This window comes from Prevotella sp. oral taxon 317 str. F0108, from assembly GCF_000162415.1.
GTDB classification, from domain to species: Bacteria; Bacteroidota; Bacteroidia; order Bacteroidales; family Bacteroidaceae; genus Prevotella; species Prevotella conceptionensis.
The window spans coordinates 562,656-576,447 of sequence record NZ_GG740073.1; the positions used below are offsets into that span (position 1 = coordinate 562,656).

At 47.1% G+C, this 13,792-nt stretch carries 11 protein-coding genes; 1 reads left to right on the forward strand and 10 read right to left on the reverse strand.

Annotated elements, in window-relative coordinates; genetic code table 11:
• Window positions 1-150: 150 nt before the first annotated feature.
• Window positions 151-3,264 (reverse strand): efflux RND transporter permease subunit, encoded by a 3,114-nt coding sequence (locus HMPREF0670_RS08775; RefSeq protein ID WP_009230808.1) that lies wholly within the window; start codon window positions 3,262-3,264, stop codon window positions 151-153.
• A 225-nt stretch (window positions 3,265-3,489) separates the two neighbouring features.
• Window positions 3,490-4,506, reverse strand: a complete 1,017-nt coding sequence (locus HMPREF0670_RS08780) for an efflux RND transporter periplasmic adaptor subunit (RefSeq protein ID WP_009230809.1) — start codon at window positions 4,504-4,506, stop codon at window positions 3,490-3,492.
• Between the two features lie 246 nt (window positions 4,507-4,752).
• On the opposite strand from HMPREF0670_RS08780, the gene HMPREF0670_RS08785 reads away from it, so the two are divergent.
• On the forward strand, window positions 4,753-5,631 hold the full coding sequence (locus HMPREF0670_RS08785; protein WP_009230810.1) for an AraC family transcriptional regulator: 879 nt from the start codon (window positions 4,753-4,755) through the stop codon (window positions 5,629-5,631).
• Window positions 5,632-5,827: 196 nt separating this feature from the next.
• Here the strand turns inward: HMPREF0670_RS08785 and HMPREF0670_RS08790 are convergent, their stop codons facing one another.
• From HMPREF0670_RS08790 to HMPREF0670_RS08825, 8 genes are all read right to left on the reverse strand, one after another.
• Window positions 5,828-6,676, reverse strand: coding sequence for a CPBP family intramembrane glutamic endopeptidase (locus HMPREF0670_RS08790; protein ID WP_009230811.1), 849 nt, complete (start codon window positions 6,674-6,676; stop codon window positions 5,828-5,830).
• A 32-nt stretch (window positions 6,677-6,708) separates the two neighbouring features.
• A complete protein-coding gene (locus HMPREF0670_RS08795; protein ID WP_009230812.1) occupies window positions 6,709-7,563 on the reverse strand; it encodes a CPBP family intramembrane glutamic endopeptidase in 855 nt (284 codons plus the stop codon).
• A gap of 367 nt (window positions 7,564-7,930) precedes the next feature.
• Entirely contained in the window at window positions 7,931-8,641 is a 711-nt protein-coding gene (locus HMPREF0670_RS16325; RefSeq protein WP_009230813.1) for a hypothetical protein, read from the reverse strand.
• A gap of 149 nt (window positions 8,642-8,790) precedes the next feature.
• A complete protein-coding gene (locus HMPREF0670_RS08805; protein ID WP_009230814.1) occupies window positions 8,791-8,997 on the reverse strand; it encodes a hypothetical protein in 207 nt (68 codons plus the stop codon).
• A gap of 324 nt (window positions 8,998-9,321) precedes the next feature.
• Window positions 9,322-9,657, reverse strand: a complete 336-nt coding sequence (locus HMPREF0670_RS16710; protein ID WP_052296872.1) for a hypothetical protein — start codon at window positions 9,655-9,657, stop codon at window positions 9,322-9,324.
• A gap of 5 nt (window positions 9,658-9,662) precedes the next feature.
• On the reverse strand, window positions 9,663-9,893 hold the full coding sequence (locus HMPREF0670_RS08815) for an HTH domain-containing protein (protein WP_009230815.1): 231 nt from the start codon (window positions 9,891-9,893) through the stop codon (window positions 9,663-9,665).
• 5 nt (window positions 9,894-9,898) lie between these two features.
• Window positions 9,899-12,067 carry a peptidase domain-containing ABC transporter gene (locus HMPREF0670_RS08820; protein ID WP_009230816.1) on the reverse strand — a complete coding sequence of 723 codons (2,169 nt, stop codon included), beginning with the start codon at window positions 12,065-12,067 and terminating at the stop codon, window positions 9,899-9,901.
• Between the two features lie 13 nt (window positions 12,068-12,080).
• On the reverse strand, window positions 12,081-13,265 hold the full coding sequence (locus tag HMPREF0670_RS08825; protein WP_009230817.1) for an HlyD family secretion protein: 1,185 nt from the start codon (window positions 13,263-13,265) through the stop codon (window positions 12,081-12,083).
• Between the last annotated feature and the right edge of the window lie 527 nt (window positions 13,266-13,792).

Here is a 13,792-nt window from a genome sequence, read left to right on the forward strand (position 1 = left end):
TGCCTAGTTGCAGAGTGGCTAACTTTTGAGGAGTTAAGGAGTTATGGAGTTAAGGAGTTAAGGAGTTAAGCCGTATGTGATGGAGTTAAGAAGTTAAACCGTATGTATAGCGGCTAAGCTAATGGCTTAACTCCTTAACTCCATAACTCCTTAACTCCTAGAATATGCCTCCATCTTCAACGTTCTTTTCCTGTCTTCCCACCTGAAAACCATCCAATAGGCGATAGGTATCATGGTGACAATGAACAGCAACGAGACGATTGTGCCGAAACAAACCACCACGCCCATTGGTCCCCACAGCGGTGTGTTGGCAATAACCATTGGGATAACACCCATTGATGCGGCCGCACTTGTGAGGAATATTGGGCGCATACGGCGTTGGGCTGCTTGCAGGGCAGCGCGTTTTGCCGACAGGCGATGGTCTACGCGCAGTTCTTCGGCGTAGTCTATCATGATGATTCCGTTACGCACGATGATACCCATTAGCGAGATAATGCCCAGTATGCCTGTGATACCCACTTCTTGTCCCATGATAAGCACACCCGTGGCTGCGCCCAACAGCGAGAACAACAACGACAGCATGATAACCAACGACATGCGAATGTCTTTGAAATGGAACAGCAATATGGCGAAGATAATAATGATAGAGATGGCCAAACCGCTGTATATCTGTGGTTCGGTTTCTAGGTCTTTCTCCCTTTGTCCGCCCACGCTCATGGTCACTCCCTGCGGCAGCTCAATCTTCTTTACCTCGTCAATCACCTTGTCTGTAACGCTGTTGAGGTTCAGTCCGCGTTTGGCATCGGCCATAACCGACATCGAACGAACGCCATTGCGGTGGTGGATAGAGGTGTAAGTCCAGTCGGGCGACACCTTAGCCACTTGTCTTAGCGGAACGTTAACGCCGGGTAGCAGTCCGCTAACGGTGGCGTTTTCTAGGTCTTCGGGCGTTTGATGCCCCGCATGACTATCTTTTAGCATCACCTTTACGGGATAATCGGCCTCCCAAACGGTGGTGAGTGGCACGCCATCGCCAAAGCGCGTGGCCAGGTTTAAGGCCAAAAGACTCTTGCTCATGCCCAGTCGCGAGGCCTCATAATCGTCTATTTGCACATCAAGCCCCGCCGTTGCACCATCGAAGTTGTTGCGAACCAGCAGCAATTCGGGCATGGCACGCATGCGGCGCGTGGCACTGTCAACGGCTTGATGAATGGCATTGAGGTCGTCGCCGCTGAACCTTATCTCCACAGGCGAACTGGCATCGCTGTAATCCAGCTGCTTAATGCGCACCTGTGCCTCGGCAAAATGGTCGGTATATCGAGTGGTGAAACTGTCAACGAGGGCCATCGTGGCGGCGTCGCTTTCGGTGTTCACGATGAATTGCGCATAGTTGGTGCCACCCAGTTGGGGCGCATACGAGGTTTGGAAACGGGGCGACGACATGCCGTAGAACGTGGATATGTTGCGTATGCGCTTGTCGGTTTGCATCATATTGCGTAAACTGTCGGCCACGGCAGCCGTTCGTTCGATGCTCGTTCCTTGTGGTAAGTATATCTCTACGGCAAATTGGTTGCGTTCGGCACGAGGCATAAGTTTCTGTGGCATGCTGGCAAAGAGCACGGCACCAACAACAACCGAGAGAACACCGACGCCTAGGGTGATAAACGGATGGGCAAAGCAGCGTTCGATAAGGCGGTCGTAATAGCTCTGCATGATGTCGAGGAAAGTACGTCGCTGTTTGCCCTCGCCTTTGCCTTCTTTCTTCAAACCTTTGCGTATAAAGGTGAACTGCATCCAAGGAACTACCAGCACGGCAACAAGGAGTGACGCGCCCAACACCACGCTGATGCCTAGTGGGAACCACTTTACGAAGTCTTTCATCATGCCTTTCATCGTGAGCAATAGCGGGAAGAAGGTGATGGAAATGGCCAGTGTGGCGCTGAAAATAGACGAAAAGAACTCTTTGGCCGAGTAGGTGGCGGCGTGCCAGCGGCTCATGCCCTCGTCGATCTTCTCGATATACGAGTCGATAATAACGATGGAGTTGTCTACAATCATACCCAAGGCCACAATGAGCGAGGCAAGGGTTACGGTGTTTAGCTCTAAACCCAGGGCGTAGAACAGGCCAAGGGTTATAAATATGGTGATGGGGATGGTACTTGCTGCCACGCTGGCCACGCGCATGGGCAGCAAAAGCATGATGACCACCACCACCGAGGCAATGGCGATGAGCAGTTCTTTAAGGAAATCCACCACCGAAGAGTTCACCACTTCGCTTTGATCGGTGATGGTATAGATGCTAACGTCTTGCGGCAGCGATGCTTCGAACTGCCCCAAAATGTCTTTTACCTTGTTTCCGAACTGCACGATGTTGCTGCCTTCGTTCATTTCTACCGACAGAACGATGCACTTTTGCCCGTTGTTCTTTACGTATTTGTCGGCATGTGGGTATTCGCGCTTGATGGTTGCGATGTCTCGCAGGCGTATAACGTTGCCGCGTGGGTCCGAATAGACGATGCGGTTGGCCACATCGTTCTCGGTATTCATTTGCGAACGCAGGTGTATGGGGCGCGTTGTCTGTCCGTCGTCTACCTTTCCGCTTACCATCGTCATGCCTTGTGCCGAAAGGTTGGCCAAGAGCGTGGCCGAATTGATGCCGTAGTCCGACAGCTTGTCGCGGTCGATGTACACGCCAATCTCTTCTCCCTGTTCGCCGCTCACGCGCAGATTGGCCAGTTCGGGGATGGTTCGTAGGTTATCTTTCAGCGTGTTCATGTATTCGTGCAGCTCACGATAGCTTTTGGTCTTGCTTTCTAGCGTTATGAGCATGGCCGACGTGTCGCCGAAGTCGTCGTTGGCAATTAAAGCCAGCACGCCCTGTGGCAACGACACCTTAAATTGTTGCAGCTTAATCTTGAACTTGCTCCAAAACTCGTCTTTGTTGGCTACGTCATCGTTCAGTTCGACGAAGATGTAGGTTATTCCGTCTTTTGTTTGCGAGCGCGTTTTGTTTTTCTTTATTTCCTTAAACCCCCAAAGAAAGGTTTCCAATGGCTTTGTTACCTGCTCTTCCACTTCGGCAGAGGTGGCGCCGGGATAAACGGCGGCCACCACGCCTTGACGAATAGTGAAAGAAGGAAACTCGTTTTTGGGCATGTTGATAAGCGCGAACACACCGAAACCGATGAGCACCACCATCAACAAGAGCATGATGCTGTTGTAGTGCATCACACTTTCTATGATATTTCTTTTGCGTTTAGACATAAATCTGTGTGTTTGTATATTTTATCTTTAGGAGTTAAGGAGTTATGGAGTTAAGGAGTTAAGCCAAATGTATAGGTGGCGTTAGGCTTTCGGACAAGTCAGACAAGTCAGACTTGTCGGACTTGTCCGAAAGCTAGACTGAACTAGAAATCTAGGAATCGACAGACAATTTTAAAGAGCGTTAGCCATCTTTTCACCTTTTCACCTTTTCACCCTTTCACCTTTTCAAATTTTCACATTCGCTCCTTCACTCACTTTGTTTTGTCCGTTTACGATAACCTTATCGCCTTGCGAAAGGCCGCTATTAACCACCACACCGCTTTGGCATACGCCACCTTGCGATATGTCTCGGCGATGCGCAGTGCCGTCTTCCACCACCCAAACGTATGGCTTGCTGCCGTCTATCAGCACCGCCTCTTGCGGCACAACGATGCCCTGCGCCCCACCTTTGCTGGCCAATTGCGCACTGCAAACCATGCCTGGCAACAGCTGATGACCTGCGTTGGGAAGACTAACGATAACATCATACGTATGGCTTAGCAAGTTGGCTTGTATGCCTTTCTCGGTAACTTTGCCCACAAACGTTTTTCCGCCCAAGGCAGAAACCGTAAAAGGCACTGTCTGACCTTTGCTGATGCCCGATATTTCGTTTTCGGGAACGGCGATTTTCATCTCAACGCGGTCTAGTTTCACCAGCTTAAAACAGCCCAATCCGGGTGCCATATTGTTGCCCGTGTCCACCATTCGTTGCGAGATAAAGCCGTCGAATGGTGCGCGCAACTCGCAGTTTTGCAATGCTTTTCGGGCAATTCGCTCGGCTGCCTCGGCCTCGGCCAACTTCGTTTGCACGTCTACAAAGCGTATTTCAGGCAGACTTCCTTTCTTATATAGCTGCTCTAAACGTTTAAAAGCGTCGCGCGCCTGCGATAGTGTACTCATCGCCATGTCGTGTGCGCTTTGCGCCGAGGTTTTGTCTATCACGGCCAGCAGTTGCCCTTTGCGTACAGCCTGACCCTCGTCGGCCAGCACCTGCGACACCGTTCCCAGCGTGGCAAAACTTAATGTAGAACCATAACTCTCTTGGATAACGCCCACATAGGTTCGGCTGCCGTCCACGTTGCCCGTTTGCACGGCCATCGTTTTCACCTTAATTGGTGCAACGGCTTGTTCTTCTTTCTTGCTGTTGCAACCGCTCAGCACCACTATGAGCGCAGTTGCGGCCATAAACTTGATTTTTGTCATATTTCCTTTTTTTACCTTATCCGTATTAAATGCCAGTTAAATAGTTTTGAGTTGAAATAACAACTCCTGCACATTAAAATGGCTTGTTTATGTTTGATGGTGCAAAATTAAGGATATAAAATGCTTCTCACAAGGTTGAAAATGGTTCAAAAGTGTTCTATTTTATATATTAATAAATAAAATAGCTCATTTTACCATCTTATTTACCAGAAAAGTGGTATATTTGCAATAAATATATACAAAGACATGGAACAACGATTGCAACTTCCTTTCACACTACGTAGCTTTACTTCTGCAGATGTCGAGACCGAAACAAGGCGAAGTTTATCTACCAATTATCGTATATTTGCCTTGTTTCTATGCACGCAAGGCAGCGTAAGCGTGAACCTTGATGGTAAGGCCTACCATGTTAATAAGGGCGACTCGCTTTTCATTCCGCCGGTGATACACTCCAACATCGCCTCGTTCAGCAACGACCTGCGCGGCATAGTGTTGTATGTTGACTACGACTTCATCATGGGCATAGTGAACAAAACGATGGACATCACCACGGGATTGTATTTCAGCGAACATCCGTTCCTTTCGCTCTCTGTGAGCCAGTACGACCGCATCTTAACGCAGATGCAGACGCTTATGGCGCGCGAAGCGCACGAAAACGAGAGTTATGCCAACTCGCCTAACCCCCAAGTAATTACCGAACTGTTGTCGTCGATGTGCCGAACGCTTGTCTACGAGATTGTTAACTGCTACATGTTGAGCCACCATTTGCAAGTGGGTACGTGGAACGTTACCGATAAGTTGGCGCAAAACTTTATCGTAGCGGTGTACAACAACTACCGCAAGCACCGCGAAGTGGCCCACTATGCCGACTTACTTTGCGTTACGCCCAGCTATCTGTCGGTGGTTGTGAAAGAGAAAACGGGTAAAACGGCCCTGCAATGGATTAACGATGTGGTGATGAGCGATGCCCGCCAGCTGTTGCTTTACAGCGACCAAAGCATCAAAGAGATTGTTGCAACGCTAGGCTTCCCCAACCAATCGTTCTTTGGCAAGTATTTTAAGCAACATTCCGGCAAGTCGCCCAAGCGGTTTAGACTTGAAAGTAGAGGAGGGAAGAAGGAGTGATAAAGGCCCGTAAACCCTTTAACTCGCCCGCTGCCGCCTTATCCCTTGTCTTCTTTTGCACACGAATTTTAACACTATGGCTGCCCTTTTCGCTAGAAGGAGGTGGTTTGCCACGTGCGTTTTGCAAAACATTATAACCGCATTGCCACCTTCGTTCATCGCTTGTGACCATTGCCTGTCGCCTTGAAAACCGCCGTCAAAACAGCATTTCGGGTTTTGCTCCAAGCCTTTTCCTCTTCTTGATATACAGCATGGTGTAAACGATAGAGATGCCAATGCCTATCGCAACACATATAATCGAGGCCTCCGGCCCAAACGCTCCACCCGACAATAAGTCTGTCCCGCTTATCCTTGGGGTAATAAGTGGCCGGTAATCTAGTGGCGTACCCGATACGGCACAGCCGAAAACACCCCCTTCAAGATAGTTCCATGCCCAGTGCATGCCAACGGGCACCCATATCGTTTGGTGGTAGGCGTAGGCCATTCCGAAAAGCCAGCCCGAGGCAAGGGCTATTGCCAACGCCGCCCATAGTGTGGCACCGGGGTTTCCCAAATGTGCCAGTCCAAATAGCAAAGACGATGTTGTAAGGCCAACGGCTATGTTCCACTTGTCGGCTATGAGCCTAAAAAGAATGCCGCGGAAAATAACTTCCTCCACCACGCCCACCAACAAGAAAAGCGACAGCCAACTGAGCTGACTGGCTACATCGAGCTCAACGTTCACAATGCGATAACATCCGCATAGGAATAGGCACACGATTATCGCCAAGAAGTTAACAACCGAAACCGCCCAGCCAATGCCCATCATCCGCATCTTGCCCCTAAAAGACAAGCTTTCACCATTCTCCACATACCAGCTTAGATACTTCTTAAAGGCATATAGCGTAGCAACCGCCGCTATTGTGGATAAGGGTACGGCGGCGTAGGCTGGAATGTTGAGCAACAATACATACCCAACAACTCCTGGAATAATAAGGAATGCCAAAACGCCTAAGACAAGATAGCAGCCCCACGCCAAGTTGTCGTCTTTAGATATGATGATCATGAGCTTTAAAAAGTTTAGTGTTATTATGAGTGCTAGAATACTGGCGCAACATCTTCTCCTGTTTTAAATCTCGCCTTCTTCTTAAAATATAGGATGGTATAAACGGCAGATATGGCAACGCCAATCGCTGTTGAAATAATAGAAACCTCTGTATCGAACTCTATACCAGCAGGAAACTTTACCCCTTTCGAAGCCAATATAAGAATGGGAGGGCTGTTTAGCGCACTTCCTGGCACGCTGTGTTCGAAGATGTTGCTTTGCATGTAGTTCCACGCCCAATGGATGCCAATGGGAACCCACAGCGTTCGATGGTAAGCATAGGCTATGCCACACAACCAACCGCCTGTAATTGCTATCCTTAAACAAGACAATGCCGTGGTGTTGGGGTTGAAAAGGTGCACAAAACCAAAGGTAATAGAGGACACCACTAGTCCTGCAACTACATTCCACTTATCAGTTATGAGCCTAAACACAATGCCGCGGGCTATAATTTCTTCGATTACGGCAGCCAGTAAAAAAATCGACAACCAACTTAACTGATGGCCTAAGTTGAAGTTAAGGTGTGCCACCGAGTAGTGCCTGGTTGCGAATAAGCAAATTAAAATAGTGAAAAGATACAGCGCAGACACCAGCCAGCCCACACCAACTTTACGTATTTGTCCAAAGGCTGATAGGCGTGCGCCATCTTCTACATACCATCCCAAGTACTTTTTGAAGGCATATAGGGTGACTCCCGATGCTAATAAGGCTAGTGGAAACTTGATGAAGGCAGAGAAGTCGTTCTCTAACAGTATGAGACATATACTTAGAAGAAACCAAAATCCCAAACAGCCAATCACTAGATATGCCACCCATTCAAGCTTATCGTCTTTTGATATGACAGTCATGTTTAATAAAGCTTAGTTCAATTTGCTTGTTCCTAATATGAACGCTAAAACATTAATGTTATTTCATTTTCAGATTTAAAATTGACTTTCATTGCTGCTTAAATTCAAAATAGTGGATACTAAGGTGTACCCGCTACGGCTGTAATCCATTCTCGCACTTAGTGCGCGCAGGTAGTTTTGCACATTATCTAGATGTCGTTTACTGGCGTGCAGCCTTTGGGTAGGTTCGTCTGGCACCCCTGTGTTGCACATTTTGATAAGTCGGTGTAGCCCGTTTAGACGGTGTGTCTCGTTTCTTAGTTCCATGCCCGCTAGTCTATTACGTTGGTTTGTACGTGCCATAGGCGTTGACAACATCACGACAGCATCACAATGTTGCAAGCAAACAAGCAACCAAGTTTGTCGAACAATGAAACAGAACGCCATAGAAAAAGCCGAGGTTTATTCGTAAATAGGATAAGGAAATGCCACCCGCCAGTTGTCGAAAACACGAAACAACACCAAACAGCAACACGTGAACATTAATCACATAGTTGGTTAGATGGGCTAAAGAGAAAGCCATACACCCAAGCAACACAAGGATAGGGTAGAGCAGACTGTTGCACTTAATCTTTTCTAGTGCGTCTTCGTTAACCAAAGAATAAAACATCATGCCAGCAAACACAGACACTACCCCGCAACTTATTGCTCCTACCACATGGTTCTGTACATAATTTACCATTACAAAGCCAAGGACGTAATACAAACCGAATGCCACACTCACGGCAACATGTGTCTTTTTCATAGAAAGCCACAGCCTGTGTGTCGTTTCCTCCATCATCGGACCAATGATTATCACCCAAACCCATGCTTTCAGCGAGAAAGATTTTACTCCGTTTATCGTTAATGATTCGGCAGTGGTTCGAACAAGGTTTGTCATGCTGGATGGTAAAAGAAAGTAGCACACGGCAATAAAAAGTTCGGCGCATACGGAAAGACCAAGAAACAGAACGATGGTTTTTGTGATGATATACGTTTTAGAGCGATTGCTCTTGTCGTACGTACTGAATAACCTCCTTATATCGATTAGATGTTTCATAAACTAAATGGATAGATGCATTTACAAATAGAAATGGCATGCAAAAAATACCAACTGTGCATTCGTGATATAAAACCCCAAAACACAATTGGTATCTGTTTTGTACGACATATGTCTAGAATATGTAGGGCATTAATTAGAGGTGTTCCTTAGTAAGGCCCAAATCCGCCTGATTGATATTCTGCGCGCCAATCAAAACCAGGCACCGATTGAATATATTCAAGAATCTTATCCCAGAATGTTTTCTTGTGCCCCACACATACAACTTCTGGCAATGTACCACCATAATAGGTATTCACACCGCCATTTACCATTAGCGTCTCATCATGCGAGAGTTCTTTTATTATTGCATTCATATTTTATGTTTTAAAGTTTTAATACAGTCTGTCACGTGGCAGGTTATTCCTTAAGGTGTTTCAAAAGTACTCAATATAATCAGACAGAGCAAATAGTTTTTTCTAAATTTATGTCTCCATGCAAAATCTTTGCACGGAAGAAGCCGTTTTTCGTAGAAAGGTATGAAACTACTAGGTATGCTTTACCTAACACCACATCTTATATTATTAATTTCAGCTCAAATCGACCATTAATCATCTATCATTCAGACAAGGAAAGTGCCGAATACGCAAAAGTAGCAAATTATGATTCGCTAAAAACGTATGTTCCCAATAGAGATATTATCAAAATCCGATGTTAAGTGCAACAAAATCACATGTGACTTTCGACTCTGACAGGACTTTTACACTTCCACTTCCAAGTATGTCTGTTTCTTTTTCTCCAAGAAGGCTTACTTTAATTTGCATATTCAGGTTAAATCTATTTGTGTAGTAAAAGGTTTTCTTTGTTCGACTATAACAAATTTTCGCTCCCATTTTCTTCAACCCATGCAGAATATAATATAAATCACGTCGTGAAACACAAATGGACGCTGCCAGTTCATCAGGTGAACCTGTGCACTGACAGCTGATAAGCTGGTGTATCTTCTGAATTCTTTTCAGTTCCTCTATGAAATACATTTGAACTATATTATTAAAACTAGGTGAAGTTCAAAGCTGTTGGTGTAATAAAAGGTGTAGTCGCTACGGCTGTAATCTATCTTTGCACCCAGTGCGCGCAGGTCGTCTAGTACGTTGTAAAGATGCCGTTTGCTGATATGCAGTTTGTGGGCGAGTTCGTCTGGCGAGCCTGTGTTGCACATTTTGATGAGTCGGTGCAGGCTGTTTAGTCGGTGTATTTCGTTTCTTAGTTCCATGTTTGTTAGTCAATTACGTTGGTTTGTGCGTGCCAGAGGCGTTGGAAAACGCCGTTTTGGGCAATCAACTCGCTGTGCGTGCCACATTCGGCCACCTCTCCTTTGTCGATAACCACTATCCTGTCGGCATCTTTGATGGTACTTAGGCGGTGGGCGATAACGATGATGGTTTTGCCTTGTGCGGCCAAGGCGTGCAGCGTTTGTTTTACGAAACGTTCGGAAATGGAGTCGAGCGACGAGGTGGCCTCATCGAAGATAAGCACTTCGGGCTGCTTGTACAGGGCGCGCGCGATGGCTATGCGCTGCCTTTCGCCACCCGAAAACGTGGTACCTTGTTCGCTAACGATGGTGTCTAAGCCCTTTGGCAGGCCGTCGACAAAATCTTTTAAGCCCAACTGCGTAATGATGTCCAGCACACGGCGCATATCGGGTTGCAGGTCGCCCAGGCAGATGTTAGAGAGCAACGTGCCTGAAAACAGTTCCACTTTCTGCGGAACGATGCCGATGAAACGGCGCAGGCTCTCGTTGCTTATCATCGCAATGTCGTACTGGCCGATGCTTATCCGCCCTGCCTGTATGGGATAAATGTGCTGCAATAGTGATACGAGGGTGGTTTTGCCCGACCCGCTTTCGCCTACAACAGCCGTGGTTTTGCCCTTGGGGATAACAAGACTGAGCGACGAAAACACCTGCTTGCGCGAGCCATATCGGAAAGAAACGTTGTCGAACACGATGTCGCCAACCATGTCGGGTTCCATCTTCACCTTCGTGGAAACGTCTGTATTCTCCGTTTCAAGGTCTAAAATCTGAAACAGGCGATCGGCAGCAATCTGTGCATCTTGTATGGTTTGGTTAGAACTTATCAACGAGCCGATGGGCGAAAGCACATAGCCTATCAGCGAATAGAATATCATCAGGCTACCAGGGGTGAGCGTCTGGTTGATAACAAGGTTGCTTCCAACCCACAACACCGCCACCGTAACGACAGAAGATACAACATCGATGCCGTTGTTGGCGAATATTGCGCCTTGCGCACTTACGTATGTGTTGCGCAGCAGGCGTACAAAACGCGATTCGGTTTTCAGGTTGGCGTGCGCCTCTATGCCGAAACGCTTAATGGTGGTGATGGCATTAAGCGATTCCACCAATTGCGACTCCAAGTCGGCTGCCGTCTCCATAATCTTTCGTTGATAGCGTTTGTTGAGCCGGTTGAACAAAAAGAACACCACGAAAAACAATGGTGCAGAGACCAATGTAACCAAGGCCAGTTTCCACGAATAGACAAACATCACCCCAACAGCGAAAATCAGTATCAGCACATTCACCACCAGGTCTACCAATACGTTGTTGATAAACGTGCGTATCTTCACGGCATCGTTCACGCGCGAAATGATTTCGCCCACGCGCATGGTGTCGAAGAACTGCTGGGGCAGGTGCAAAATGTGCTTGTAATAGCCCAGTATGAGTGTGGCATCTATCATCTGGCTGGTTTTTAATGCCAAGATGCTCTTTGTTGTGGATATGAACACGCGTATAAGTATGATGGCAAGCATCGCCACGCCCATGAGGTTGAGCAGGTTGGTGTTCTCGTCTACCAGCACATAGTCTACTATCTTGCCCACATAAACCGACGTACTTAGCCCCAGGATGCTGCAAACAACGGCGCCGAACAACACTTCGGCCATTACTCGCCGGTGTGGGCGCAACAGTTGGAAGAAACGTTGCGGTATGCTGGTCTTCATGTTGCCTTGCACAAAATCGTCCTTTGGCTCTAACAAAATCAAGACCCCAGTCCATAGTTTTAAGAACGCATCCCACGCCACGCGGTGCATTTCGCCGTCGGCGGGGTCCATATATGTGATGTGTTTGTCGCTAACGCCGTACACAACAACAAAGTGATACAATACCTCATTTACGATAACGTGGGCGATGGCGGGCAGCGAAATCATCTTCAACGCCTCTGGTTCGGCACGAACTCCTTTGGCCTCGAACCCCAATTTACCAGCCGCCTCAATCATACCCAGCACGTTAGTGCCTTTCTTATCGGTAAAAGCGTATTGCCGAATGCGAGCAATGGGGAATGCCAACCCGTAATGGGCGCATACCGAGGCCAACGATGCCGCTCCGCAATCGGTAATGTCTTGTTGCTTAATTTTTATGCCTTTGTTTTGCATGTGTGTTTTTTGTTTAATGCGCTTTGTCGGTTGCGGTTGACTGATATTGTGTGGGGTTTGCCCACTCGTCGATGTTTTTATAAAGCAGGTTGAACAAAGAGCGGCGCGTAACAACGAAGTGCACAATGCCCGCCATGCCCTTCTTTACATAACCCTTTCGCTTGGAGTTGCGCAATTCGAGATAGTTTTTCGTCAGTTTGCACTTAACCTTATAGTAGCTTTCGCCATTGTTGTTGCGAATGTAATCAGACGAGATGTGTTGCACATAGCCTTGTAGCGTGCCCCACTCATTATAGTTAAACGACTCTATCTGCACCTTCACGCGCATGTTTTCGCGTATAAAGGCAATGTCGCGAGGCGCAACGTAGGCCTCTATATATAAAGAGGTGTCGGGACTAACCACGGCAATGGTAGCGCCCACTTGCAAATTACTGCCTGGGTATATGCCCGAAAACTGCTCTAACGTGCCATTGATGGGACTTCTAACAACATATACGTTTCGGTTGCTGCGCGTTTCTATGAGGTTGGAAGTGGTTTCCTTCAATTGCATTTTCAGGTTGGTAAGTTCTGTTTTCCAGGTGCTCTTTTGGTTGGTCTGTTGCAAATGCAGTTCGTTCAGCTTGTCTTGATACCGATAATAGTGCTCATTATATTCGCTCTCACTAATCAGTCCCTTATCGAAAAGCACTTTATAGCGTCGCCATTCGGTTTCATATTGGCGCAAGTCGGTTTTTAAACGGTATTGTTCAGACAGGTATTTGGCGTACTCTTGCTGTCGGGCTGCCGATGCAAAAGCCCGTGGGCACTGCCCTTTTGAGAGCAGTTCCAGGTCTGCAATCTGCGCACTTGCCTCCTTCGAACGCTCTTGTTGGTATGTTATCTTTCCGTCTGGCGAGCTTGTCCTAAACCTTAAAATCTCATCACCTTTGCGCAATTTGTCGCCCTCCTTGGCCGAAACGCGTTCCACCGTCTCTGTCATTGGCGCAGTGATAACGCTAATTTCTCCGTTAGGCCTTACAAAGCCATTGCTTTGAACGGTAATGTCTACATACACAAAAGGCAAAGAAATAACAACCGCTGACACAACGGCCAACACGATGATATAGATTATACGCCGCTTGGGGCGTTTCTGATAGAGATAGGTGCCTACACTGTCAGACACCCATTCGGTGGTTAAAAGTTCTGGTTGTTGCTCCATTACGGTACGAATATTTGGGTTATGGAGCCGCTTGCCTACAAAAAAGCGTGGACTCCGTCTGTATATCCGCATTCCACGTACCGGCAAGCACGCAACAAATGAATATAAGAAGAAGCTCACGCCAAGCGTGAGCATCAACCTCTATTCACTATTTGCACTTCTTCATTTTGCCGGTTTCGGAATGCAGTGAGTATTAGCTAATACTATTTATTGTTATGTATATAGTTTCGTTTTATGTCATCATCTTCAATATTACAGCATTGTGTGCTGGTGGTTTTATGTGTAAGACTGCGTGGCAAAGTTATTTATGCCACAATTTCATTGTAAGCATTTGCCAACACCTACAAAACTTTTGCAAAGATACAGAGAATTAGTTATGTAAGCAAACGAAATGTAATAAAGTATAATGTGGCCAGGTGTGTTTTTGTGTAGATTGTAGGTGGCTCTATGATAGCCAAGTAGGAGTTGGATGAGGAAAGGCATAGGTGCACCGTAAACAAACAGAAACGTTCGTTTTTCGTTCCTCT

Excerpts from the sequence above, each read along its gene's own strand:
- HMPREF0670_RS08820 (WP_009230816.1), bottom strand. The coding sequence starts at position 12,067 with ATGCAAAACAAAGGCATAAAAATTAAGCAACAAGACATTACCGATTGC.
- HMPREF0670_RS16710 (WP_052296872.1), bottom strand. The coding sequence starts at position 9,657 with ATGTATTTCATAGAGGAACTGAAAAGAATTCAGAAGATACACCAGCTT.
- HMPREF0670_RS08805 (WP_009230814.1), bottom strand. The coding sequence starts at position 8,997 with ATGAATGCAATAATAAAAGAACTCTCGCATGATGAGACGCTAATGGTA.
- HMPREF0670_RS08780 (WP_009230809.1), bottom strand. The coding sequence starts at position 4,506 with ATGACAAAAATCAAGTTTATGGCCGCAACTGCGCTCATAGTGGTGCTG.
- HMPREF0670_RS08815 (WP_009230815.1), bottom strand. The coding sequence starts at position 9,893 with ATGGAACTAAGAAACGAAATACACCGACTAAACAGCCTGCACCGACTC.
- HMPREF0670_RS08795 (WP_009230812.1), bottom strand. The coding sequence starts at position 7,563 with ATGACTGTCATATCAAAAGACGATAAGCTTGAATGGGTGGCATATCTA.
- HMPREF0670_RS08790 (WP_009230811.1), bottom strand. The coding sequence starts at position 6,676 with ATGATCATCATATCTAAAGACGACAACTTGGCGTGGGGCTGCTATCTT.
- HMPREF0670_RS08825 (WP_009230817.1), bottom strand. The coding sequence starts at position 13,265 with ATGGAGCAACAACCAGAACTTTTAACCACCGAATGGGTGTCTGACAGT.
- HMPREF0670_RS16325 (WP_009230813.1), bottom strand. The coding sequence starts at position 8,641 with ATGAAACATCTAATCGATATAAGGAGGTTATTCAGTACGTACGACAAG.
- HMPREF0670_RS08785 (WP_009230810.1), top strand. The coding sequence starts at position 4,753 with ATGGAACAACGATTGCAACTTCCTTTCACACTACGTAGCTTTACTTCT.
- HMPREF0670_RS08775 (WP_009230808.1), bottom strand. The coding sequence starts at position 3,264 with ATGTCTAAACGCAAAAGAAATATCATAGAAAGTGTGATGCACTACAAC.